We start from the raw sequence: 23,975 nt of genomic DNA on the forward strand, positions 1-23,975 counted from the left end.
GCTCCTAGCTGCTTGTGAGGTTGACGAGGACGGCGGCTTGAACGGTTTCCCACGAGACGACATAGGTGCGTTCAGCGATCGCGAAGACTTCGTTGGTACGGCGATCAAGTGCATCAGCCAGCGTCACGGGACGCTGCTTGACTTCGCTGCGGCGAACTTGCACAGCACCGGTCGCGACGAGCCACGCCGTATCCACTGCTGCGGCATCGCCGTCGGCGTCGGTGTTCGGGTAGTTGCCGAACGACCAACGCGTGCCCAAGGTGGTGACCTTGCGGCCGGATTCGACATCGATCTGCCGGCGCTCGGCCGCGAACATCGCGACGTGTCGTGGTGCGTGAATGACACCGACACCGCCGTACTGCTCGGTGAGGTGGTCCTCGAGTAGCCCGATGCCCTTCACCAATGGCACAGCGGTCGTGGTGAAGATGTCGGTGTCTGCGGTCATCAACGGCAGCGCCTTCTCGACAGCTGCCCATTCACCACCAGTGAGGGCTTTACGGGCGCGGTCAAGCATCTCGGATTCATCGACACCGACAGCGCGGCAGGTGAATCCGTTGTAGACGATGATCGGATCCGCCTCAACGACCTCGATGCCGTCGGGGACGGTGCGGTCGGGGCCTGGTGATTCGAGGCATTCCGCAGCGGTGAGTTTCGCGGGTCCAGAAGGGTTGCTTTCGAACTGGACACCGTTGACGAAGTGGCGGTCCTCGGGGACCACCAAATCTGCGGCGGTGACGAGTCCGAATCGTGAGGGTGTGAGCGTCGGCGCTGCGACGTATAGAGCCGGTGCGACAGCCACCGTAGCCTCCAAAAATTGTGTGGGGTCAGTGGAACACCGCCGGGCACACCGCAGGAGTCTGCAGGTGTACCCGGCGGTGGACTACGGGGTGGTGACGACGATCTTGCCCTGGGCATCCAGCTCACGAGCGGCACCGACGGCGCCGTTCACTGCGAGCGGGACACGAACCAGACGGGACTTCCAGCGGCGCTTGATGACGAGCAGCTTCTCCTCGATGAAGATGACGTGGTAGTCGTTCTTCTTGAGGTTGACGGTGTCGTACATCGCGGAGACGTTGATGATCTCGCCGCGGGCACGAACGAACGTGCCAGCCTTGTAGATCATGATGTCGATGGTGGTGGGCCATGCGGTGATCGGTGTCGCTGCACCGAATCCTCCGGTTACACCGGAGAACGCGTCTTGCCAGTCGTAGACCCACTGGACTCGCGCATTGCGGGCACGGAACCAGGCCTCGATCTTCTGGTCGGTGACCTCGAGCGCTTCACTGACATTCGAGCCGTTGCGTACGGCCTGGTCTGCGCGGATCACCGGCTTTCCCCATAGCGGCAGTACCACTTCGAGTTCCGCGTTGTCTGCCATGCGGTTTGCGTAGCGGTAGTCGGAGATCTGGATGTCGACGGCGTTCAGTACCGACGTGGTCGCGCTCGGGCCGAGAGCAAGCGCAATCGGGGTGCCCGACAACGCGGCCTGACGGTTCAGGGTGCGGGTGTTGATGCGGTGCGCGTGAGCGATCAGACCGTGTTCGACGACTTCCTGAGTGACCTCGGGGTATGCGTCGTTCGCGAGAATCCCCGCCACAACACCCAAGCCGACAGCCTCAGCGCGGACGTCCGTGAACTCGGGGCAGGGCACGCGGTAGAACGGCTTCTCCGTACCGGTGACAGTGCCGCCGGTCGCGGTGGTGAAACCTGTGCCCGCAATGGACTGAGGTTCGGTCTGGATGAATCCGAAGGTCGGGTCACCATAGATCGCGGCGTAATCGGGACCTTCGGTAAAGCGGAGGCCACCGCGCTTCGCCTGAACCTCGGGCAGGTCAACGAGTCCCGCGCCGGCGTCAGCGAGGATGCCACCCAACTCGTAAAGAGTCTCGGAAGGCGCGCACCAGCCACCTGCGACAAGCGAACCACCCTTAAGTCGGCTGGTGTCGGCGGCGTAGTCGATAGCTTCCTGATCGTTCTTACCGTCCGCAGTGAGCTGCTCCTCGAACGGAATCGAGATGGAAGCGACCGGAACCGAGTATTCCTGGTTGGGGATGAAGTCGGACGGAAAGCCCTGGAGCTTCACGTTCGCTGCGCGGGCCAGATCAGACGTAGTCAGGCTCGTGCCCTGGCCGAAGCCAGCTACGTCAGCGGACGCGATGATTGTCGCTCGGGGCTTCGTGTCGACAGTGTTCTCGGCGGGCATGACTACCGTCTTTCGAGGGATCTGGGAGAGGCGAACACGTTTGACCGGCTTCGCAGCGGAAGCAGCGACAGCTTCGGGAGCGGCCTCGGTGGAAGCGCCGGCATCCACATCTCCGCCACCCTCGCCAGCGTCCACCGCGCCAGCATCAGCCGCTGCTTCAGCACCAGTGTCGGCGTCTGCATCGACAGTTGCGTCAGCATCAGCGTTGTCCTCACCCTCTGGCGCGTCGGAACCTGTTGCGGCCTTGACGCGGTTGGACAGTTCAGCGAGACGGGTGCGCTTCACTTCGCCTGCGGCGTCGACGCGTTCCTGCTCCACCTTCACGCCGTCGATGACATCGGCGAGGGCTTCAACAGCGGCAAGAGATTCATCGGAATCAGCACCAGCAGCACTGATTTCGGTGAATGACTTGACTGCCTCAGCCTGCAGGGCGGCGACATCGATTTCGGGGTGTGCGGCGAGGTACTCGGCTACGGCCTTCGCGGGTTCGGCAGGGGCGGTCGCGGACGCGTCAGGAGCGGCGCCATCCACGCCGCCCTGTGCTGCGTTGATCAGATTCTGGAGAGTGATGGGGTCCACCGTGGGCCTCCTGGGTCATGCGGGCACTTGGTGCCCGGCCCACAGCCAGCGGCGATCTATGAACACACTCTATCCCGTGCGTTGGGGATGAGTGGTGAAGCTTGGTGTTAGCGCTCGATCTTCGTGTACGTCGCACCGGGCTGTGATGCGGCAGCGCGGGCTTCCGCTTCTGTCGCATAGCGCTTCACAGTCCCGTCGACGCGGCGCACCTGGTGAACAGTTTTCCGTTGCCCGCCACCACAATTACATCCCATGGTTCAGTCCTGCCTTTCGTGTAGCTGCCGCCATACGTGCTGCCCTGACACGTTGGTTAACCGTCTGGCGACGGCTCTCTCGATGCGCAGACGCACGGAGTTCCGCACGGACATGAGTCGCGATGGCTGACGCGGTGATTGATTCTTCTGGTTCAACGTGCGGCTTTCGGGTTGGTGGGACACCGGCAGCGACCAACGATCGGATGCCGGATGCTGCGAGTGCTCGGGTTCGTGGGACAGGGAATCCTGGGACGTTCACGGCGAGGACCGCGACGAGTTCCAAATTGTTGGAGCCGCGTTGGATGCTGCGCCAGTCACCGGACACTCCGGAGCGGCGGAGCTCGGCGACACGATCATCGTCGACGCCGGGGAGGATGCGGCCGGAAAGCCATGGCCCCCATAAACCGTCGGTGCAGCGGACGACCGCGACGGCGGTGCCGGTGTTGTCGTAGTGCTCAGCAGCTGCACGCGCGGCTTGCCGCATACCGGCGTGACCGGTCCCGAGAGTGAGCTTCCCGACCGGAAGCGGTCCGGCAGTGGTGGAGATTTCGCCCTGATGGAAGTACGCGTAGTCAGTGTTCGAGGTGGGTGGGCTGACGCAGACGTCGGCGAATCCGATATGGCACGAATCTGCCTGGGCGAGGTGCCCGTACACGCGGCCGTCGTCGGTGACAGTCAAGGCGGTGAGTTCTTCTGCTTCGGGGATGGTGAAGTCCGCGGCGTCGTACACAACCGCGGACGCCACCAAGGCTGCGGTGATGGTGTCGAGGGGGATGTCGCGGACGTCGGTGTCAGCGAACGACAGTCGGAGACGGTCGTAACGGATCGGGCCGGTCTCGGACAGTTTGTCGACGTCGAGGTTGTACCCGGCGGTGATGTGCGGGACGAAGCACTCATGCTGGGTCGGGACGAGGTCGTAGTTGCCTGCTTCCTCGAGTGCGCCCATGACAGCTGACTGCAGCGACGTGATCCCTTCCGCTTCGGCGAGGTAGACCGCGCACGGGTCGTCGCCGTCCGGGTTGAATTGGGCGTGACCCCACACCGTTCCGGTCATCGGGACGAGGCCGATACCGCCAAGTGCCAGCTCGAGGTGGTCCCTCTGCTCAGGTGACCAGGCTGCAGCGTCTCCGAGGAATACGAGGGTGGTGTGCAGAACGTCGGGTGGTTCGTAGCCGTCGATCGCCAGGCGGGCGCAATCCTCCGCCGACGGAACCAGTGCGACCATCGCACCCGAATGCTGTTCTGCTGCTGCAGTCAGAGTTGCTGATGCACTCACCGCGGTGAACTCGTCGTACACCGGTTGGATGCGTGCCGTCTCGAATGCCGGTGAGGAGACACCGGTGACGCCCATCAGCTTCCACTCATGCACCCGCAGCAGTTGCCCGGCGACATCAGGCTGCTCACCGGTACCGGACTCGAACGCTGCATACGCGGCGGCGAGTTCGTCTGCAGTCCATTCCGTTTTGTCGGAGCGGAGCGGGATCTCCTCGAGCGCAATATCGGAGAGGTCCGCCGACACCCAGCCGGCGAACCCGTCACGCAGTTTACGGGCGTACTCGGCGCCGAACTTGTCCTCCAGGTCCAACGGTCCTTCAGCCCACAGGAATCCGTCTTCCACCCACGCTCGGGTGATCAACCCGACGACGCGGGAACCCTCGTGCGCTTCCCACATTTCGTCCTGCGCGGACAGCGCGATGGGTAGCGGGCGCACTGATGGTTCGACGCCGTCAGCGAGGATGAACTCCCGCATGTCACCGGATCGGGCGTTCACTGGCAGGACCGGCCCTCGCCATCCTGTGGGTAGCGGCTTCTCCCCCGCCGGGGTGGTTGGTGCAGTCATCCTGAACTCCTCATTACGGTGGACACAGACAACTGTATCTACCGTAATCAACGAGAAGACGCTACGAGGCGTCGAATGAGATCGTTTCAGTCCTGGAAAACTTCGCCGAAACCACGGCGATTCAAGCTCCGGATCAGCCCTTCAGTCGGCTCATTTGTAGTGAGCCAATCGCGGACGCCGGCAAGTTGCACGTCTCGTTCAGCGCGCACGAGCTTCAACCGGGAAAGAAGACTGCCCGCGGTATATGGCGGCGTCATCGGAGATCCGATAGGCAGGAAGGCACTGTCGTCATAGAACCGTTCGTTGATTTCCATGCTCAGATCACCTCCGCCTGCACTGTGGGGACACTGCCACTGTAGTCGACACCGAGAATGAGCAGGGAGTACGCGGTTCCCAATAGCAGTTCTCGTTGGTCTGCCATCGCCGGATCTCCTGCGCCGGCAACCCAAAGGGCTGGGGTTCCGGCTCGGATGGTGAGTTCGAAGAGTGCTGGTCCGCCGCCGATGAATGGTCGCGTGAATCCGCTTATGGCTTGTTCACGTGAGGTGGAGGCGGCGAGATATCCGGGCGTCTCAATGGCTTGGCCCATGTACCGGTCGAGGTCTGAGTTCGTTCGGCCAATGAGAGTGCTGATGTTACGGATGCCGCGGTACAGGGTGACGTCCTCTACGAGTTCGCTCGCAGCGATGGCCTCGTCAAGTAGTTCGACCATGAGTATTGCCTCCTCGTCGTCGGTGTTGTTCCGGACGACGTCCTGCATCCGCCGGTAGAACCGGTCCATTCCCTGCCAGCGGAGGATGGCTTCTCGTTGCTCGTCGGTGAGTTGCGTGATCGGTTCGGTGAAGTCTCTGTCGAATTGTTCGGCGAGCGCTTCCGAGTCCTCTGGTGTCGGTCCGCCCGTTGGGCGTTCGGCTACTTCGGGTTCGTCCTCGATGTCAGACGTGTCGGCAGGATCAGTGTCCGCCTCATCGTCTTCGATGGTGGTTTCGTCGTGTGCGTCGTCGGTTGAATCTCTTTCGTCGTCAACGTCATCCGGTAGGTTCTCGTCGTCAATGTCCAGGTCCGGTTCTTCGTCTGCCACGTGAAGTTCATCATCAGGATCGGCTTCCTCATCGATGTAGGTGGATTCCGGTTCGTCGGCGGGTCCGTTGAGGTCTTCGTCGGAGATGTCGTCCTCGAGGTCCGGCAGGTCATCGTGCGGTGTGGTGAACGGTTCGTCTTCTGGTTCAAGCAGATCGGGGTTTGCTTGAATGTCGTCGTCGACGTTCACGGTGTCTTGAACGTCGGGTTCGGTGCGTTGGATGGGTTCGAGGACTTCGCCGTTGCGTTCCCGCTTCAGGCGGTCGATTGCCGCTGCTGCTTCTGCTTCGTCGTCGGGGCCGAGGCGCGCGCCCATCGGCGTGACACCGCGCCCACCCCACATGCCTTGGAGTTCGTCCTGCATTTCGTGCCAGTCGAGGATGCGCATGGTGCAGCGGCAGTTGATGACTTCGTGTGCTGGGCCGCCGGGGAATGCGGGGTGCATGAGGAGTGCTGCGCCGACGCGGAATGGTTCGGCGAGTTTCACTATCTGTCCGTCAGCGACGCTGTGACTGTGCCTCGTTCGTTCGTCGGAGGTGGAGAGCCACGCTTTGTACATGTCCTGTCCGGTGAGCTCTGCTGTCGCTTGCGCGGATGCGAGGCTGCCGCCCTCTACTGCGCCTTGAATTTCGGTGCGGGCGATGCGGCGCGCCAACCACTTCCACTGCTGGTTCGATTCGTCGTGCTGGTTCCACAGGCTGCGGCGCTTCCCGCGCAGGAATGGCAGGTCGTCGCGATCCGTTTCGGGGTCTGCGATTTGGGCGTCGATGGCGGAGATGTTCGCGCGGATGCGTCGGGTGGGTGCGTCGATGTCGAGGATGCGGCCGATGCGGTCGGTGATCTGCCCGTCGATGGACTCGTTCTGTTGCATCGCCTCCAACAGTTCGGGGCGGAGTTCTTCGAATGCGCCTTCCGGCCAAATCTTCAGTCGGTCATGGACTGTCGCCATGTGGTGCTCTTGGAAGTGGACAGGGCTGATGTCGGCTGCGCGGGACTGGGCTGCGAAGGCTTCACCGAACGCTTCGGCGATGGCGGGTTCGACGTGCTGCTCGAGGGCGCGGGCCCATGCGGTGAATGATGCTTGCGCGGCGTCGATGTCGGGGATCGGATCATCGCCGGCTGCTGTGAGCGCTGGGACGGGTTGGCCGAGGATGAGTTGGCGGGTGGTGTCGAGCCAGATGGTTATCGCGGTGATGACGGCGGCGTAGATCTTCTTCTCACCGCGCCGGATCTGCTGGTCTGCCTGCATCCGCTCCGCCAACCACGGATCCTGCCTAGTCATCGAAGTCACCCAGATCGTCGGGCTGGTACCGGCTCGCTACGGCCGACGGTACGGGGAGCGAGTCCACACCAGGTCCGGAATACGGTCGCGGTGCCATCCAACTGCGTACTGACGCCGCCCTCTTCATGAATCGGTTAGCTTCGAGGCCGTCCGTAACGGCGGCAGACAGTGCGATCTCCTGGCGCTCGTGGCGGCGCTTCCCGATGCCGTAGATGTGCGCGACGCCGTACAGGAATGCCGACACAATGAACCACCACTGCATGCTCTCGATCGCGTACGTGACCCACACGAGCTGAATCCACAGCCCGAACGCGGGCCCGGCATAGGACGAGTAGGACCGGTAAGAGAGAAACATCCCGGTTGCACCGAATGCGGTGAGAATGAACGACCACCACAGGCTCATCCGAGCACCGCCAGCATGAACAACACGCAGGCGGCAAGTGCTGCGAAAGCTGGCACGGCCAGCAGCATCTGCCACGTCGGAGCGCCAGGGTTCATCTCCACCATCAGTGCCGTCCCGATCGCGTAAACAGTGCCAGCACAGAACGCGACCTTGTTCCTATCCATCTCACTCATGTGCGACTGCTAGGACTCGTTCGAGATCGGCGCGGGTGTGCGGGCGCCGGGTGACGATCAGCTCCCGGACGTACCAGTCGCACAGCTCCCGCAGCTTCGTGGCTTCCGGGATGACGATGGTCATGTGCTCCCACGCACCGACCAACAACTTGTCGCAGTCCTCGTGAGTCCCAGCGATCCGGAGGTGCGTGTGCAGCAGGTGCGCAGGAACTTCCGGTGCAGTGCCGCGGGTGCGGCGCCCGAGGGAACGTTTCGCGGCCAACTCGAGGGCCCGCAGCACAGCGATCTCGCACGCCAGCGTCTCAGCGCGATACAGAGGCGCGGTCACTGTCCTGGTCCTGTCTCGACGTTGTCGTTCGGTTGCTCGGTGGGCTGGTCAGGAATGGTTTGCTCCCCTGTGGTTTCAGTGGTCGGCTCCTCGGAGGGAGGCGCGCCGTCTGGTGTGCTGCCGCCGGTTGCTTCAGTGATGTTCGCGGTCTTGTTGAGGACAGACGCGTCCACTTCGATGCCGAGCATCGGGAGCAGTAGAGGCGCCAATGACGGTGCACCGATGAGCAGTTTGGTGAGCAGGTTGGTTCGTTTCTCTTCGGGTGTCGGTGCGTCGTTTTCGTCGAACCCGTTCTCGCGTCGCGTCGTTTCCTCGCCGAGCATCCCTTCCTTGAACAGTTCGCGGGAGTCGACGGACTTGTCGGGGCGCAGCTCAAGCTCAGACGCGTCAAGCCAGATGAGGTGATCGGCCCAGTCTTCGACGCCGGCGGCCTGCAGCATCGGATGCAGGAACCCGATAGTCAACGCATGGCAGATGGTGGCGACAGTCGGCGATGTAACGAGGGTGACCTCCTCGGAGGAGATAAGCCAGCCTGTCCAGTGATTCGCCGACCCCATCCCGAGGAGCGTCTCCGGCGGCGAGTCCATACCGAGCGCGATGCGGCGGATGGAACTGGTCTCCATCTCAGGGAGCTTCTCGTCGAGTGGTGTCGAGAAGCTCATGTGTTTGATCTTCTCGATCATTTCGCCAGGCATTCGGGCGATCATCGGGACAACAGCCGCGGCCGAATCAGGGTTTTGTAGCGGGATCAACATGTTGTCGGACAGTTCGTCGACGAACGGATCTGCATCCGGGTCGTCGTCTGTGTGTTGCCCTTCAGCGCGACCTTCGGATGGCAGCCAGAGGATTCCGGCGCCGGCGAGGCGTGAGTCGATCTCTGCGCCTGCGCGTTGTCCGAGGGCACGCAATGTGCGGGCAATGGGGAGTACAGCTTTCGCGGGGCAGTCAGCGAGGGCCTGGAATTCAGGGTCAGGTTTCCAGCAGCGGATGACGACGTCGTCGGCGTTGAGGTTGCGGGATTCGATGCCGTCGTTCAGTTTCCACGTTTTGCCTTGGCCGGTGAGCTCTTGGATAGATTGCGCCGCCCAGGTGAGACCGGATTCTTCGCTTTCACTGACGACGAGAAGGCTGTCGCCGTTGAAGGTGAGTTGCTGGGCCGCGCGGTGTAGGGCTTGCTGTGTGGCTGCGATGTCGCCGAACAGTTCGGAGCACAGCTCGTATGCCAGGCCTGCGTCGATTTTGACTGGTTCGCTGCCAGGTTTGTCGGGGCGTTTCGCTGCGAACAGTTTGTATTGGGATGCGCCGCGTGCAACTCGGTCGCCTGCGAATCGGAACTCGGGGACTTGGCCGCGGAGTTCCCAGGATTCTCTTTGCCATCCAGCGATGGGTGGCCGTTTCTTCTGTCGGGCGAGGCTTTTGCCGTAGACGACTTCTGCTGCTGCGGTGACGGATTGTGGTGCGAAGCGGCTGTTGGTGGATGGTGTGACGTAGTTGCCGAGGATGGGGCCGCGTCGGATTGTGGTTCTGCGGAGTCTGCGCTCAGTGCGGTTCGGTGCCGGCGCCACTGTCATGTGTTCGGCGATGGCGTGGGCTGTGCTGTCGGGGCGGCGTGTGCGCATCAGTCCACCTCTGCAGATCCGACGAGGGTCGCTGCAGTGCCGATGAGGTACGACGCGGTGAGCGCTGCGGTGACGATGACGAAGGCGGGATGCCACCCGTAAAACCATGCGAGGGTGAACATCCCGCCACTGATGTACATCGACATGCACCACGGGCATGTAACGAGGTAGGCGAGGTCGTTGTCGGGGCCGTATCGGCGTATGAAGAACGCTCGAATGTGGCGGGTGATGTAGTCGTCGGTGACGAGTCGGGTGAGCCTGGCGGCGGCACCGAGCGTCAGCAGAATGATCGTGATCGACACGGTGTGCAGCTCCTCTATTCCGGTGGACACAGTTGAGTGTATCTACCGAAACAGAGGGCTGCGTAGCTCGAACGACACAGTCGTTTGAACTATTAGTTCGGGAAGAACTCCGCCATGACTTCGAGCGTCAACGTATACATCCGTCCCTGAACTGATAACTGGTCAGGCAGCAGAGATTTGGCGCCTATTGGTCTCGCGAAGGCATGCATTCCACCACTTGGCAAATACGTTGTCGTACCATACATGGCAATCATTGCACCACTCTTCGGGACGGACTTTCCGCCATCCCAGTCCTCCAACTGTTCTGCCGTCCGAACAAGGAACTCATGGTAGTCCCCTATCAAACTTGCAAGGGTCCACGATTTGGCACTACTGGAGTACTGGTCGTTGACATCACTACTTTCTAGGCCTTCCCATATTGGAAAGACCTGAAAAAGGTCCGCACTCCAATCGATGTCGTCGATCATCGGACTTTTCCCAAAATTTTCGGTTGCACGCATGGATCCTCGACGGATTAACCGGTCATATTCCACCAGAATGGATTTCATCGATTCTCCATCCTTCCAAACACTGCGCTCTTCATATACTTCGACCGCACGCGCCAGAAGGCTCGCGCCATCACGAAGCGAAGTCGCGAGGACACTCGCCTGTGCCCGTCTCCGCTCCGCCTTCACCAAGCGCTGATCATGCGAAATCTGTCTTGTTAGATAGATGCCAGCCGCGCCGACCGCGATGAGTGTAGCCATCACGGGGATGCCGACTGAAGCGAGCCATTGCACTGAAAAAATGATCCCTAGGAGGTCTGGTATCCATGCAGGCACCCAACCTAACGCCGACCTCGGGACCATCCTTCCGACTACGAATCCGAGTATCACGCACAGGCAAACCCCTACGAGGTATCCAGCAACGTTCGCGTGTTTCTTCTTCAACAACTTCGTTCCGGCAGCTTTAGCGCGCAACTTCATGGCAGCACCTTTAGCGCGCAAGTTCATGGCAATAGTCTTACTGGGCATGGCTCCGCTGTGCGCCAGTGGGTCGCTCATTTGACTCTTCTGCTGGATCGGGTGTCGCGGTGCTGCTTCGCGGGGTTGTGCGCCCACGGTGGCGGTGTCGTGGCTGGGCGAGGCAGGGCGCGCTGTTGCGGTGTGCGCGTATCGGGTTCGGGTTCACCGACCTGAACTGTCCAGTTGTCCTCGTCGAACGGGTTGTCAGGTAGCGCCCAGGTGGGCAGCACACCCGAGTCGCAGAGCTGGTCGTACACGAATTGCTTGACGGCTTCAGCTCGGGCGGCCGGCGCGTTCGGCAGGAACGGGTTCGTCCAGGTAACGAATGGATCGCCGGGAGACCGAAATATTGTCCACGGATTCGACGCCACATCGCCGAAGAATGATGCGGCGCGAAGGTCGGGGAAATCGGGTAGTCCGCAGAGTCCGCGCATTTCGTCGTACGGGATGGGTTCGCTTGGCAGCCAACGTGTTGCGGTGATCTTGAGGTTCGCTTCGGCGAGGACTTCGGCGAACGCGAAGTCGCGGCCGTAGAGCATGGGTTCGCCGTCGGGGATGTGCCGTGCCCAGTCGGCGGGATCATCGGAGCGGGGGTCGCGTAGGCCTTCACTCATGATCGGGGCTCCATGTCAGCGAAGGCGCGGTCGTAGTCCTCGGACATGTACCAGAGAGGGCATCCAGGGGCCGGTGGGTGTATCGGTATCCCGTCAGTCTTAGTGATCACCAGTCCTTTTCCGGTCACGAAGTTGAAGTGCGCTCCGATTGCGCGCGGCCCGCTCGTCCGGTCCACTCGGTCAGCTTTGTTGCGCATCCATTCAGCGATCCTGCGGCGCAAGGTCTTCACGACATCACTCATGGCTGGTCCATTCGGTGAGGTGTTGCTGGATGACGTGGGTTTCGAATTCGGTGGCGAAGTCCTTGCATGATTCGAGGGTGTAGTCGACGAAGCGCGCTTCACCGTTCACGGGGTTCGCGACGCCATAACGCGTGATGGTCGGGAGTAGGTCACCGAGTGCGTCGACAGCGAAAGCGGCAGTCACACGATGATGGTTGCGGATCGTCTCGGTCGTCTCCTCCCACACGTATCCGGCGTCGCCGAACTGCTGTCGGTAGTGAGCACGTGCGATGCGGTCGATTGCTTCTGCGCGGATCTGATCAGAGTTCATTCGGTGTCCTTCAGGTCTCGGTAGATGAGTCGGCCGATCACGGCGGATGCGCCGACGATGACGGCCATGGCGGTGGCGAACAGGATGGTGGTGGTCATGTGCGGGCGATCTCCACGAGGTAGGTGGCGGGGTCAGGGTTGTGGTGCGCGACGTCGATGCGGGCGGCAGCTCGAGCTGTGTGCGCGGTGCGCGATTCGGAAACGGTTGCGCCGGCAGGTGTACGGCGTATCCACCGCCACTCCCCCAACGAGTCCCTGTAGATGCGGATCGTGTCCGGCGCCGGCACAGTCACGCCACCACTCCCAATGCGGCCTTGACGCGTCCACCGATCCAGCGCGCGGCGTCGACGCTGACCGCGTTCCCGATCTGCTTCTTCACCTCGTCGACCTTCCCGCAAAACTGGTAGGTGTCCGGGAAACCCTGCCCGCGAGCACATTCGCGGTTAGAGAGCAGCCGGTACCGGGGGCCCTCAGCCGTCACCGTGGCGACGCCGTGGTGGTTGCCGCCGGCGGTAATTGTCGCGAGCGGGTGAGCGTCGGCGCGGCGCGGTTTCGCGTTGCGCCGCATCATCACCAGGTGCGGGGTGTCCATCTCGGCGATCTGCTCGATCTGCGGTGTCACGTACAGCTTGCGGGTGACGAGCTTGCCTAGATCCGAGTCGAGGATGGACAGTGCGTGAGTGCGCTTAGGCTCCACGATGCTCAGGTCGACGTTGCCGTCACGAGTGAACACCGCGAAATATCGGACCCGGCGTTGCGCTGCACCGACATCGGCAGCGTTCAGCAGAATCACTTGCTCGCGGTAGCCGAGCGCCCGCATACCGTCGACCCACCAGTTGTAGAGGCTCCATGCCTGAAATTCGGGCACGTTCTCCACGATCACCGCGTCATACTGATGCACCTCACTGGCCGCGATCACCGCGAACGCAGTTGCGCGATCGACAGATCCAGCATCGGTGCGCGCCAACTCCACCTCGGCAGACGGTTGCTTCCGGCCACCGGACCTCGCATGCCAGACGCACGACGGCGACGCCCACAGGACATTCGTCTTCGGGAAGGAGCGCCAATCCACCTCGGACAAGTTCGCCTGCCGATGCTCAGTGTTCGGGTGATTCTTCTGGTGCGTAGCGATCGCGACATCCCAGTGGTTCGCAGCGGTCACGACATGGAAGCCGGCCTGCGTCATGCCTTCCGAACTCCCACCCGCGCCCGAGAATGAATCAGTCATTGTCAAGGTCACGCGTCCCCCTCCTCGGCGGGTACAGCAGGGGCCTGCGCAGCCGCGGCCTTCTCTGCTTGCGCTGCGTGCCAACGGTCCTCGCAAGGGCACCACTGACCCGGATGCGAGCACGGAGGTTCCGCAGGTTCGGTTGCCTGCTCCAACCGTGCGAGGCGGGTGCGGTAAAACTCTTGTTCTTTCGGCTCGGTTTCGTGCGCGATGAGGGTGCGGTACGCGTCAGCAACATCTGGGTATGGGTTGTTTTTTGTGGGCATGGCATCAGTATTACACGGATACAGTCCGAACTGTTGCACTGTTATTTGAAAAGTCGCACACCCAAAAAGACAACCAACCCATCTGCAAACTGGGAGAATGCACCCACACCGACATCGGAGGACGCATGGACCGACTAGTAGATCGCCGAACCGCTCTCCGTGTAGCTGGCCTCGGAGTTGCCAGTACGGTCGCTGCCCCAGCGCTCACGGGATGCGCAGCGGCGGTGTTCAATCCAGCAACTATCGGATGGTACGGCGCGTTGACCAGCAGTCTTGGTGCGAGCCTGCTCGCCACAGGCCTCGAGACCGCGTTCAAAGCGGGTTGGGAATCCTGGAAGGCTGGGCGCGACAAAATTCTCCAAGCTCAGCAGGACGAAGGTTTCGGATGGTTTGACCTCGACTGCTACGGCGATCACATTCCACCAGCAATCTTCAGCAAGGCCTTGAGAACAACAGAATCAGATCCGATGAGTGATCGGCTGATCATCTGTGTCCAAGGCGGCGAGAAATACGTTGCTTTTGATCCGTGGGCGTGGCAAACCCTTGCTATGTTCGTTGACGATCTAACGAAGGACCGTGAAGGCGACGACTTAGCGAGATACCGGGCGTTGGCCTCGACAACGTTGACACCAGCAGGTACCGCCCCGACTGGCTCATCTACGAACTACTCGCAACTGCTCCGGTACCAGGCCCGCAACGGTGGTGTTGAGTTCAACGCCAGCACGCAAAGCAACGGTCAGACACGTGTGCAGATCATTGTGGAGGGAATTCCGAAGTCGAACGGCGGACCGACAATCAAGGAATTCACGCTTCCGCGCGGACCTGAAATCTAGGCAGAACGTGCACGGCGAGCCGCCAAACCACTTGCGCCCGTTACGGATGAACGTGACCGTTTCGCCGCAGACGACGTCGAAGTACCCGAATTGATCGGCGGCAGCATGTCAGTCGCGAGGTGCACGCCCGCATCCAATGCGCCGGGTGACCATGTCGACCCCGGTTCCCACAGCTGCCACTCGGATTTGAAGTCGGACAGGCTGGGATCGCGGCCGAACCATGCACGCTCGGTCATGATTGCCTGCGCGATCGGTTCGGCCCGAAGCAGTTTCGACTTCCGAGAATGAACAGTCACCATGCGCGGGCACAGTTTCCGCTGATCGATCTTCCCTTCGCGTTGCAGCGCGTCCCACGCCTGCTTCACCAACGTTGTGGCTTGATCTCCGCCATAGTTGGTTTCGACCACGAATCGGTCGGCATCCATCTCGGCTGCCAGTAGACACGCTTCACGGGACCAAATGTCCGACGTCATGCGCGCCGTGCGGTTGTGCGTCCAGTAGAACTTGCCATCCACGCCGAGGATGCCGCCGACGATGCCGGCTGTATCTCTGCCGCCGCCGGACGGGTCGATACCCACGCCCGAGATCCGCGCCGCTGGTACATCGTTGGTTGCGTCCCGAATGTGCCGCTCGGTGAGTAGTGCGCCTTCGGAGTCGAATGGGCTGCCTTGGTAGACGGCGTTCCAGTCTCGGCTGGTGGAGCCTTTCTTCTTTCGGCGCCAGTGGTCTGCGAGTCCGTCGATGTCACCGAGGTCAATGACGGGGTGACTGAGTGGGTCACCGGGTTCACGGCCGAGCGGATCCGCGTAGATGCCCTTCGCGGGATCGGGGGTGACGGCGAGCGCGGGTAGGTGCAGGACAGTCCACTCCCCACCTTCCTCTGTGCGGCCGTCGCGTTCCAGGAGCCGGCCGCACAGGTCCAGCGGATGCCACCGGGTCATGACGATCACTTCGCGGGCGCCGGGCGCCTTACGGGTGGTGTACGCGGAGCTGTACCACTCCCACACTCGTTCGCGGATGAGCGGGCTGTCGGCTGCTGCGCGGTCGGCGAAGGGGTCGTCGATGATGCCGAGGTTCATCGGATGGCCGGTCAACCCGCCTCGGGTGCCGACGGATCGCATACCGCCGCCGGAGGTGAGTGTCCAGTTGGCGCGGGTGTTCTCGTCGTCGCGCATGCGAAGGCCGTAAGTGAGGCCGTGGCTTTCGACGAGATCGCGGCAGGCTGCGCCGTGGGTGTTGGCGAGGCTGGCTGCGTAGGAGGCGAGGATGACGCGGTCTCTGGGCCGGTGGGTGAGCCACCAGAACGGGAACCAGCGGGAGACGCGCATGCTTTTGCCGACCTGTGGTGGTGTCCAGATCATGAGCTTCGCGTTGGGTGTGGCGAGGAGTTTGGTGAGTTCGCGGTCGATGAGCTCGAGGTGTGGTCGTTGGACGGTGACGGCCGGCTCGTGGCGCATCGCGAGGATGCCGGGGCTGGTGGTGTCGTTGATGGGGATGCCGCGGCGTGCGCATTCTTCTGCGAGGCGGTCGCGTAGGTGCCGCTTGTCAGCGTCCGGCAGGTTCCGCCAGGCGCCACCTTCAAGAAGGCTCACTTTTCGTCTATTCCTTCGGTCGCACTGCAATACCCACGGAGTCGATGATTGCGACAACATCCTCAACGTCAGGATTCTTTGCTTGAACACCAAAACCAGGATCACCGAAAACACGCGCACCCAAGGCTAGTTTCAACTCATCCCGGTGTTTTTCACTCGAAAGACCCTCAGCAAACGCATCGACAGACATCAACTGGACCGACGCTGTGTGCGCCCACCTTGCGGATTCCCGGTAGTGACTCGATAGTCGACCTAGATACGCGGCGATAGCTAAGAGCGGCAGCGTTAGTGAAAACTTTGCTAATTCATCAACAAGATCGATATCCTCCATCTTCCCGATGGTCCGAAACCCGGCGTAGCAAACCAGCAGAAGCATCACGATCGACAACCCAGATAAGACACCCGCAACCCTGCCATTTCGAGTGGCAACCCTGGCGAAGTCTGCTCCCAATGCCACCTCCGCAGTGTGTCCTGCAGCTTGAAGGGTCGCACCCAATGCTCCCTTTGCGCGATCCCGTATCGTCTCGACTTCTGTTGCGGTCTGTAGTGCCTTCTCAAACACCTCCGTCAAATTCAATTCAGTATCAGGCTCAGCAGTTGACATGACCCGAATGGCATCGCCCCCAGAAACCCCTCGCCTCTCCTGCCTCGCTTCTCCCAATCGCTCCAGGTCCCTCGCCCACGTGCCATCAGGATCAGTCATCGCGTCACTGTCACGAATTCGATCGGCTAACCGTTGAAACACAATCAGACCCTCCGTCGACAGGTTATGTTGCCGCAATGACTGGGAAACGATGCCTGCTATCCATGTGTCAATGCGCCGCTTGAAGAGCGCAAGTGCCACGTCATCGAGGGTCCGAACATCGTTGCGCGCAAGAAGACTTGAGAGTGACGCCATGTGTGACGATAAAGTCGACCGATTTACAGCGCGCTTGTCGCCTGTAAATATCCGCTTGTACCAAAGTAGCTGCGGCGCGTAACCAGCCGAAGTACCGACTGCCGAAGCGAAAATCGCATAGTCATCGGCGGTGAAGGTTGGATATGCGAAGCCCCGAATTAAGTCGAGACGGCGACGAAAATGTCCATCCAGATCGTTTTCGCTGAGAAGAAGCTGACGATATGAGGTAACGATTGCATTCTGCAGCGGGTCAAAAGAGCGGCCCCTCGGTTCTTGACCATCGAGCTCCGTCAGCTTATCCAGAACGGAGCCAATACTCTGCCCCAAAGACACATCAATATCCACAAAATCCAAACCCAGTGGCGTTGCTTCCTCAGCATCCAAACTCGGTGTCGATGCTTCCTCAATATCCATGGAAGGATCATCGCAGGTGAACGGTGACGTGCCGCGAAGTAGGCCTGGTTTTTCGGCAGACACGCCTATAACCACATTCGTCGACAATTTTCCATGAGGGAACTACCTGGTCAATTGAAGTTCTCGACTGAGTTCCTTCATCTTCGCTTCGCGGAACTCCGCCCAGTGCTGAATGCCAGATGGAAGTTCAGCGACGACAACGGGCGCGCCTGAATAGCCGAGCGACTTCACGTACGCGAGCGCCTTGGCGTCTTCGGTTACATCGACGACGGTGTGCGAGATCTGCAGCTTAGTGAGCAACCTCTTCGTCGCGTCACACGCCACGCAAAACGGTTTGCTGTAAACGGTAACCTTCACGGATTCTCCTGTGTGTCTGTGGTTTCGTCGCCGGGCTGGATGCCGGCCTTGCCGAACAATGCTTCGATCTCCGCGTCGATCGCGCCGCGAGTGACGACGGTGACTTCGGATTTTGTGGATGCTTGCAGCCCTTGCAGTTTCGCGAGACTGTCGAGGACTCCGCGGGCGGATGCGACGAGCTGAGACTTCCCCACCAACTGCCCCTTCGCATCCGCCGCCGCGATCGCTTCCCACGACTTCGCCCACAGGGCCTCGTAGCGGGCAGCGATGACTTCCCGGTAGTCGTCTGCGGTTTCACCTTCAACGCGTTCGAGGACGGTCTTCACGGCCCGGTGCGCGGAGCTTTTGTCGTGGTAGCCCCAGGCGTCGGCGACTTCGGCCCAGGTCTTGCCGTCGCGGCGATCTTTCATCGCGCCGAGTGCGCGTTCGCGGTCGCTGATGCCTTCGGGTTTGACGCTGGACATTGGCGATTCTCCGGGTTTGTTGACCGTCTTTGGGTTGACCGTTTCGGTGCGCAGAGTTCAAGTGTATCTACTGCATTCCTGGCCACACGATTTTGGTGAGTGCGAGTTTGTGGCGTTCGAGGATCAGGTAGGGCATGGGGTGGCCGAGGTGTTGTGCGGCGATGGTGGCGAAGCAGAGTGCATCGGCTTGGTCGTCGCCTCGGATGTCGGTGTTGGGCCAAATTTTGCTGATGGCCATGGCGACGTCGGCTTTGCCTGCGTTGCCTTTGTCGGTTGCCCATTTTGCTCGGGTGGTGGGTGGGCATACGGCGGTGGGGATTTTGAGTGAGGTGAGGGCTTGGTAGAGCATCCACCAGTAGCCGGCGCGGTCGTGGATTCCTGTGCCTTGGGCAGCGTATGCGGGGCCTTCGATGATGGCGAGTGTGGTGTTGCGTGGGATGAGTCCCATGGTGCGGTTGCGGAGGTCGGTGAGGCGGGTGGCGCGTTGTTGCCAGGTGTCGTCTCGTTTGCCGCGGCTGGCGATTGTGTGGAGTTGGGGTGTGTTGTTGGTGATGATGGCGATGCCGGTTCCGGTGAGGGATGGGTCGATGCCTACGACTGGGCCGTGGTTGCTGGGGCTGTGTGCGACGGTGGCGGCTTGTTGGAGTGTTTCGAGGGTTCCTGTGCCGAACAGGGTGTCGGGGGTGTTCATTGGTCGGCTCGCTTTCCGGTCATTCGGCGAATGCAAGGCATTTTTCTCGGGCTGCCGGTGATTTTGTTGATGCAGGGGGTCATTGGTTCGGATCCGCAGGTGGGGCATCCGCGATCGACTGCGCCGTTCACTTCGTAGGCGCTGGGGACGGGTGGTCCGTCGGCTCCTCGGATGGGCAATCCGATCTGGGGATCGTTCTGGGCTAGGCCGTGTTTCAGGTCGTGTTGCAGTTGCCGCAGTTCCCGGTCTGCTGCGGGTTCACGTTGGGCGCGGTCGATGCGGATTTCGCGGCCGAGTCGGATGACGTCGGCGGGCATGATCATTCGTTCGGGTTCGGCGCGGTAGTGGGCGGTGACGGCGTTCAGTGCGTCAGAGATTTCGAGGTTGTACGGGGCGAGTGCTTCTGCCCATGCTGAGGCCCGCCCGATGTCGGCTTCTCCGAATCGGTTGTCGAAGAGGGCGCTTCGACCGATGATCGCGCCGGCGTCGGCGAGCTGCTGCGGTGTCGCTTCGATGATGGTCATGCGGTTATGCCTTTCGTGGTTGTGCCGCTGATTGCTTCGGCTTGCTGTTGGGCGAGTTGGTTTCCGAGGTTCGCCCAGCCCATTGCTTTTTTGGTGGTCTTCCCGACCCCATTCGCGGCTGCACTTGCGGTGGGCCGGTTGGCGGCTTTGTGGACGAAGTCGGGGATGGTCGACGGCGCGGTCATTGGTGATGCGGCCCAGTCGTGGATGCCGACTTCGATTTGGGTGCGGTTGATTCCGGAGGTGAGGCACGAGTCGATTGCTTGCGCGATCTTCGCGAGGGTGTTTCCGGCGATCGGGGTTTGGCAGGAGTCGGAGTAGGCGCGAGCGATTGTGTGCGCGTCGGGTGAGTGCGCGGTTCCGTTGAGGTGTTCAGCGATTGCTCGTGCTCCGCGTTTTCGCGGTTCCGCGGCAAGTGAGGTTTCAGTTTCAACTGGGGGACGATCTTCTTTTTCCTCTGTTCCCCTGTTCCCCTGTTCCCCTGTTCCAGGCGCGACACTCTCGCGAGGACTCGCGACGCTCTCCCGAATTACTGACTCTTTGTAGTCCATCGTGCCGTCTGGCCTGGGCAAACGACCCTTTCCCGGTTTGTCTATCCGTTGAATGCTGTCCCAGTTCGAAACGTAGAGCAGCGGCTTCCCATCGACCTTGTAGCGATGGAGTAAACCAGCTTCGGAGAGGCTTCCGATAGCTTCAGTCACCCTCGCGAGAGTGTCGCGAGGATTCGCAACCATGTCGCGAGGGAACACATCTCCGACGATCAGAGCTAGGTCATCCTTCCCGACCCCGTTGTCGTCAACGTACGACTCCAAGCCCTTGAGAACGAGCCGTGCATCCCAGTCGACGGAGGCAATGGTGCTGGACCGCCAGAACTCAGGCTTCGTTGATCGAATTCTCATGCGGTTCCAGCCCTTTTGATCATGTTGCGGACTGCGACTTCGGTGACTCCGAGTGCGTCGCCGATAGACTGGTTGGTGAGGCCTAAGGCTCGTGCGTGGCGGATAGTGTCGAGCCGTGCTGCGCGGTCTGCGGCTTGCCGTTGGCGGAGTTGGTCGAGCTCGGAGAGGACCGCTTCGCGGGGGTCGAGAACTGTTGTGGGCTGGTCCACGGCCGTCCCTTCGTTGGTTGTGAGACGGGTCCGATCCCAGATTTCCTGGGACCGAACCCGAATTCGATTGTGTCACATCATTTCGGTACCAACAGTGACACTGTGTGTACCGAAACTTTGGTTACTCGGAGAAGAGTTTGGGTCCGCCGATGGCGTGGACGTTGTCGGCGGGTTCGTCGCCGGCGTCGGAGCTTTCGTTCGTGTCGTCGACGGAGTCGTTGTCCTCGGCGCCAGTCATGTTGGCGGGTGCGCCGGTGCCGTAGTCGCCGTACTCTCCGCTCTCCCCCGACTCGTAGTCGAGTGTCGGTTCGGTGGTTTCGGCGCGGTGCGCCATGGTGCCGATCTCGGCTTCGACGATCTTCCACTTGACGTGCTTGCGGACACCTTCGTCGACTTCTTCGTCGATGACTGCCTTGCACTGCACGGTCACGCTCATGACACGCCGTTCACCGGGGACGGGGATGTGCTCGAACTGTTCGGGCGGCGAGGACATGAAGCTGTACTTCGCCATACCTTCGACGGTTCCCTTGTCGCCGTTGGGGTTATCTTTCACAATCGCCATGTCAGGCTTCCTTCTTCTCGTTGGGTACTGCGGTGGTCTTCATGGCCTCAGCGAGGCCGTGATCGGTCACTTCGGCTGGTCCTGGTTTTGGGCGCCCTCGAGGAACTCGGTTATCTCGAGCGCCTCGGCGTCAGTGAGATCACCGAGAGTCATGATCGGGCGCTTGAACTCGCCCGACAGATAACCGACCTGTTCGGGCTCGTCGGCCTTGCCTTCGCTGACCAATGCCGCGACGAGACGATCCCGAAGAGTCAGGGCCGTGACCTGATCAGGTTCCGGTTTTGCGACCAGGTTTGAGGCGGATTCCAGCTCGGACAGTCGCGACTTCCACAGCCCTTGCAGGCGTCCACGATGGTCGGCCAGGTCGAACGTCTTGAGCTGCGCGCCGATCGCGTTGAGCTCAGCGCGGTCGACTGCTTTCGCGATGTCATCCTCGATCTCAGCTGCCTGCGCGCTCGTGATGATCGGCGGTGCATCGGGCAGTGGGTCAACCGTGTACGGCGCGCGCTTCCCTCGGGTGACGGTGAGCATTACTGTCTCGGGCTTGGCGATGTCCGACATGTGCGAGATCCGTATTCCGCCGACCTTGTCGCGGCCGAACGTGATCTCAGGGTCGCGGTAGAGGGTCATGCGCCGGCCGGTGTAGGCGGACGACTCCTTGCCCCATGCGTTGACGATGATTCGCCGCACAGTCTTGCTCGGACGAAACGGGCGGCCGGGAAACTCAACGAGGTGGAAGTCGAACGGCTGCTCGGCTGAACCTTTGGTGACCTCCCTAATCTGTACGGTGCGCGGCCCGGCCAGGAGATCTTCTGCGTTGAGTTGGTCGGATTTCGGAGCGATTGATTCCGTGAGATCCATTGTCATACTTCCTGTGGCGATCGAGCTGGGAATAGCTTCTTGTGGGTTCCGCTTACCGATCGGTCGGCAGCCAGCTGGGCACATTCCGCGCAAGGGTGGTGGTGATAGCCGGGGCCAGTAGAACCGCCACCGACGGAGAACCCGACGAGGTAGCGGCCGGTGTCATCTCGGGCGTGACGATCGAAGCCGCAGAGGATCTTCCCAGTGCCGCCATGACTACCTGGACCGGCGAGATGCACATCAAGGCTGGTGCCGCTGGCGAACAGGGTGTAGCCGTCGCCAGGGCGTGAGCACTCGATGGTTACGAGATTGGCCTCCATGTCAGATCACCATTTCCGGTTCGGGGTCGCCATGCTGGTTGTAGATCCACGGCGGGAGATCGACGAGCTTGATGTCCTCGCCATATCCCGGCCAGATGCCGGTCTGCCTGCATGTCACGTACGTCTCGATCGCAATGCGGTTGAGCTGCCGGCCGAGTTCGATCGCTTCGGGTGCGAGCTGGACGACGTTGACGAGGTACGGCGGTTCCTTCTCCTGGACCACGAAAACGAATTCGGGGTCGGGGTGAATGCCGAGCTCGATGATGCCGTCGCAGTACCAGGGCGCTTGGCAGTGGTAGCCGTAATCTCCGGCAGCCCTGACAAAGTCGTTCTCGTCGGCGGATACCGCGGTCTTGTAGTCCGTTATGACCAGGCGTGAGCCTGTCACGTTCGGGAGCCAGTCGGGACGTGCTCGCCGCATGATGCCGGTTGCTTGATCTCGCCAGTAGAGCGACTGTTCGGGCTTGCCGTTGCTGAGTAGTTCCGCTGCAGTTTCGTGACTGCGGATCGCGTCGGCCATCTCGTGAACCTTCTGGTGCTCAGCAGGTTTGAGTGCGACGGCACCCTCGGTCCGTGCATTCGCAACAAACTCCTTTGCCGCGGCGGTACTTACAGCACCGTTCGACGCGAGCAGTTTGTCGGGAATCTCGCGGAGCTCGGATCCGTAGCCGAGGACGAGTGAGTGCGCCGCGTGCCCGAAGTCGAACACTTTTTTCGGCGCCGGCGGATTGTCCTGTTCGTGACGGAACTTCGCTGGGCAGGATGGTGCGAGCAGTTTGCGTGCACCTGACGACGAGAGACTGATTCGGTCACCGTGGTAAACCTCGTCGGTGATGCCGCCATACACGCCAGGCTCGGTGGGCGCGGTCATGCTGCACCCTGAATCGGCCAGTCGGGGTTGATGTCCGAGACGTCCTGACCCTTACTCGCGAAGTGCTCCGCGAGGCTTTCCTGCTGCTCTCGACGCCACATCGTCTGCTTCTCCATCAGTTCGTCGACGGTGAACTTCGCAAGGCCGCGGTTGCGATTGCCAAGCACCCACGCCAGCCGGGCCGCAGCAAGTGCGTCAGCGTCAGCACTGTGTGCGTTCTCAAGTTTGATTTCGTAGTGAGCGCACATCACTGACAGTTGACGCTTCCCTTTGCGGTACTTGTCCACAGCTTTGTCCACAACGTAGGGATCGAAGATCGGGCCGCACACCAGCTTCGGATACCCGAGCCTCTGCCCTTCACGATCGATCATCGTGAAATCGAAGCTGCCATTGAACGCGCATACGATGCGGCCTTCAGCCCACACCCGTTCGAGTTCGTCGCGGATCTGCTGGTAGCCGTCCGCATACGGCGCACCCTCTGCGCGGGCCCTGTCGGTGGTGACGCCGTGAATGTTCGACGCACCCTCCGGGATGTCGATCTCCGGATCCACCAACCAGTTCTGCGCCGTGACGGTCTTGCCGTCGATGCGCGCAAGGCATGCGGTGACGATGCGATCCTTCGTCGGGATCGGTCCGGTCGTCTCGAGGTCGAAGGCGGCCAATGGTGATTCAGTCCAACTGGTCACAGGAACACTCCTACAAGTAGGGCGCCGACGATGATGGCGCAGGACAGGATCAGGTAGCGCGCGAAGCT

At 61.3% G+C, this 23,975-nt stretch carries 30 protein-coding genes; 2 read left to right on the forward strand and 28 right to left on the reverse strand.

All coding sequences use genetic code 11. The features are described 5' to 3' along the window. Positions 1–4: 4 nt before the first annotated feature. The 16 genes from QM600_RS03770 to QM600_RS03845 all read right to left on the reverse strand — a co-directional run bounded on the left by QM600_RS03770 (position 5) and on the right by QM600_RS03845 (position 13,726). On the reverse strand, positions 5–799 hold the full coding sequence (locus QM600_RS03770) for a hypothetical protein (RefSeq protein ID WP_283260148.1): 795 nt from the start codon (positions 797–799) through the stop codon (positions 5–7). 81 nt (positions 800–880) lie between these two features. After that, the gene (locus QM600_RS03775) at positions 881–2,782 is read right to left on the reverse strand and encodes a major capsid protein (protein ID WP_283260149.1); all 1,902 of its coding nucleotides are present in this window, start codon (positions 2,780–2,782) and stop codon (positions 881–883) included. A 243-nt stretch (positions 2,783–3,025) separates the two neighbouring features. Further along, positions 3,026–4,876: a 2'-5' RNA ligase family protein gene (locus tag QM600_RS03780; protein WP_283260150.1), complete on the reverse strand. Its 1,851-nt coding sequence runs from the start codon at positions 4,874–4,876 to the stop codon at positions 3,026–3,028. A gap of 86 nt (positions 4,877–4,962) precedes the next feature. Then, positions 4,963–5,190 carry a hypothetical protein gene (locus QM600_RS03785; protein WP_283260151.1) on the reverse strand — a complete coding sequence of 76 codons (228 nt, stop codon included), beginning with the start codon at positions 5,188–5,190 and terminating at the stop codon, positions 4,963–4,965. A 2-nt stretch (positions 5,191–5,192) separates the two neighbouring features. Then, positions 5,193–7,238, reverse strand: coding sequence for a phage minor head protein (locus tag QM600_RS03790; RefSeq protein ID WP_283260152.1), 2,046 nt, complete (start codon positions 7,236–7,238; stop codon positions 5,193–5,195). Next, a complete protein-coding gene (locus QM600_RS03795) occupies positions 7,231–7,641 on the reverse strand; it encodes a hypothetical protein (protein WP_283260153.1) in 411 nt (136 codons plus the stop codon). Before QM600_RS03795 ends, QM600_RS03790 begins: the two co-directional genes overlap by 8 nt. Then, on the reverse strand, positions 7,638–7,814 hold the full coding sequence (locus tag QM600_RS03800; RefSeq protein WP_283260154.1) for a hypothetical protein: 177 nt from the start codon (positions 7,812–7,814) through the stop codon (positions 7,638–7,640). Before QM600_RS03800 ends, QM600_RS03795 begins: the two co-directional genes overlap by 4 nt. Beyond that, entirely contained in the window at positions 7,807–8,142 is a 336-nt protein-coding gene (locus QM600_RS03805; RefSeq protein ID WP_283260155.1) for a hypothetical protein, read from the reverse strand. Before QM600_RS03805 ends, QM600_RS03800 begins: the two co-directional genes overlap by 8 nt. After that, positions 8,139–9,761: a hypothetical protein gene (locus QM600_RS03810; protein WP_283260156.1), complete on the reverse strand. Its 1,623-nt coding sequence runs from the start codon at positions 9,759–9,761 to the stop codon at positions 8,139–8,141. The genes QM600_RS03805 and QM600_RS03810 overlap by 4 nt, the downstream gene beginning before the upstream one ends. Further along, positions 9,761–10,063, reverse strand: coding sequence for a hypothetical protein (locus QM600_RS03815; RefSeq protein ID WP_283260157.1), 303 nt, complete (start codon positions 10,061–10,063; stop codon positions 9,761–9,763). Before QM600_RS03815 ends, QM600_RS03810 begins: the two co-directional genes overlap by 1 nt. 92 nt (positions 10,064–10,155) lie before the next feature. Beyond that, positions 10,156–11,106, reverse strand: a complete 951-nt coding sequence (locus tag QM600_RS03820; protein WP_283260158.1) for a hypothetical protein — start codon at positions 11,104–11,106, stop codon at positions 10,156–10,158. Continuing rightward, entirely contained in the window at positions 11,103–11,681 is a 579-nt protein-coding gene (locus QM600_RS03825; protein WP_283260159.1) for a hypothetical protein, read from the reverse strand. The genes QM600_RS03820 and QM600_RS03825 overlap by 4 nt, the downstream gene beginning before the upstream one ends. 234 nt (positions 11,682–11,915) lie before the next feature. Beyond that, on the reverse strand, positions 11,916–12,233 hold the full coding sequence (locus QM600_RS03830) for a hypothetical protein (RefSeq protein WP_283260160.1): 318 nt from the start codon (positions 12,231–12,233) through the stop codon (positions 11,916–11,918). 94 nt (positions 12,234–12,327) lie between these two features. Then, positions 12,328–12,525 carry a hypothetical protein gene (locus tag QM600_RS03835; RefSeq protein ID WP_283260161.1) on the reverse strand — a complete coding sequence of 66 codons (198 nt, stop codon included), beginning with the start codon at positions 12,523–12,525 and terminating at the stop codon, positions 12,328–12,330. Then, entirely contained in the window at positions 12,522–13,472 is a 951-nt protein-coding gene (locus QM600_RS03840; RefSeq protein WP_283260162.1) for a DNA cytosine methyltransferase, read from the reverse strand. The genes QM600_RS03835 and QM600_RS03840 overlap by 4 nt, the downstream gene beginning before the upstream one ends. Then, complete coding sequence (locus QM600_RS03845; protein WP_283260163.1) at positions 13,469–13,726, reverse strand: hypothetical protein; 258 nt, start codon at positions 13,724–13,726, stop codon at positions 13,469–13,471. Before QM600_RS03845 ends, QM600_RS03840 begins: the two co-directional genes overlap by 4 nt. A gap of 125 nt (positions 13,727–13,851) precedes the next feature. On the opposite strand from QM600_RS03845, the gene QM600_RS03850 reads away from it, so the two are divergent. Next, entirely contained in the window at positions 13,852–14,559 is a 708-nt protein-coding gene (locus QM600_RS03850; protein ID WP_283260164.1) for a hypothetical protein, read from the forward strand. Here the strand turns inward: QM600_RS03850 and QM600_RS03855 are convergent. From QM600_RS03855 to QM600_RS03900, 10 genes are all read right to left on the reverse strand, one after another. Further along, positions 14,556–16,151: a terminase large subunit domain-containing protein gene (locus QM600_RS03855; RefSeq protein WP_283260165.1), complete on the reverse strand. Its 1,596-nt coding sequence runs from the start codon at positions 16,149–16,151 to the stop codon at positions 14,556–14,558. The two genes, QM600_RS03850 and QM600_RS03855, sit on opposite strands and share 4 nt — an antisense overlap. 7 nt (positions 16,152–16,158) lie before the next feature. Then, the gene (locus QM600_RS03860) at positions 16,159–17,463 is read right to left on the reverse strand and encodes a hypothetical protein (RefSeq protein WP_283260166.1); all 1,305 of its coding nucleotides are present in this window, start codon (positions 17,461–17,463) and stop codon (positions 16,159–16,161) included. Positions 17,464–17,565: 102 nt separating this feature from the next. Further along, complete coding sequence (locus QM600_RS03865) at positions 17,566–17,820, reverse strand: glutaredoxin family protein (protein WP_283260167.1); 255 nt, start codon at positions 17,818–17,820, stop codon at positions 17,566–17,568. Beyond that, on the reverse strand, positions 17,817–18,284 hold the full coding sequence (locus QM600_RS03870) for a hypothetical protein (protein ID WP_283260168.1): 468 nt from the start codon (positions 18,282–18,284) through the stop codon (positions 17,817–17,819). Before QM600_RS03870 ends, QM600_RS03865 begins: the two co-directional genes overlap by 4 nt. Before the next feature lie 67 nt (positions 18,285–18,351). Further along, positions 18,352–18,975, reverse strand: a complete 624-nt coding sequence (locus QM600_RS03875; protein ID WP_283260169.1) for a hypothetical protein — start codon at positions 18,973–18,975, stop codon at positions 18,352–18,354. Further along, positions 18,972–19,499, reverse strand: a complete 528-nt coding sequence (locus QM600_RS03880) for a hypothetical protein (RefSeq protein WP_283260170.1) — start codon at positions 19,497–19,499, stop codon at positions 18,972–18,974. Before QM600_RS03880 ends, QM600_RS03875 begins: the two co-directional genes overlap by 4 nt. Further along, on the reverse strand, positions 19,496–20,398 hold the full coding sequence (locus tag QM600_RS03885) for a hypothetical protein (RefSeq protein WP_283260171.1): 903 nt from the start codon (positions 20,396–20,398) through the stop codon (positions 19,496–19,498). The genes QM600_RS03880 and QM600_RS03885 overlap by 4 nt, the downstream gene beginning before the upstream one ends. After that, a complete protein-coding gene (locus QM600_RS03890) occupies positions 20,395–20,607 on the reverse strand; it encodes a hypothetical protein (RefSeq protein ID WP_283260172.1) in 213 nt (70 codons plus the stop codon). Before QM600_RS03890 ends, QM600_RS03885 begins: the two co-directional genes overlap by 4 nt. Positions 20,608–20,728: 121 nt before the next feature. Beyond that, positions 20,729–21,169, reverse strand: a complete 441-nt coding sequence (locus QM600_RS03895; protein WP_283260173.1) for a DUF7171 family protein — start codon at positions 21,167–21,169, stop codon at positions 20,729–20,731. A 66-nt stretch (positions 21,170–21,235) separates the two neighbouring features. Next, positions 21,236–22,030: a hypothetical protein gene (locus tag QM600_RS03900; protein WP_283260174.1), complete on the reverse strand. Its 795-nt coding sequence runs from the start codon at positions 22,028–22,030 to the stop codon at positions 21,236–21,238. Between the two features lie 41 nt (positions 22,031–22,071). Between QM600_RS03900 and QM600_RS03905 the strand changes: the two genes are divergently transcribed. Continuing rightward, positions 22,072–22,320 (forward strand): hypothetical protein, encoded by a 249-nt coding sequence (locus QM600_RS03905; protein ID WP_283260175.1) that lies wholly within the window; start codon positions 22,072–22,074, stop codon positions 22,318–22,320. Positions 22,321–22,351: 31 nt separating this feature from the next. Here QM600_RS03905 and QM600_RS03910 read toward each other — a convergent pair whose 3' ends face one another. Beyond that, entirely contained in the window at positions 22,352–23,221 is an 870-nt protein-coding gene (locus QM600_RS03910; protein WP_283260176.1) for a PD-(D/E)XK nuclease-like domain-containing protein, read from the reverse strand. Next, positions 23,218–23,907: an exonuclease domain-containing protein gene (locus QM600_RS03915; protein ID WP_283260177.1), complete on the reverse strand. Its 690-nt coding sequence runs from the start codon at positions 23,905–23,907 to the stop codon at positions 23,218–23,220. The genes QM600_RS03910 and QM600_RS03915 overlap by 4 nt, the downstream gene beginning before the upstream one ends. Positions 23,908–23,975: the final 68 nt, after the last annotated feature.

The organism is Rhodococcus sp. IEGM 1379 (assembly GCF_030056815.1).
Classification (GTDB): Bacteria; Actinomycetota; Actinomycetes; order Mycobacteriales; family Mycobacteriaceae; genus Rhodococcus_F.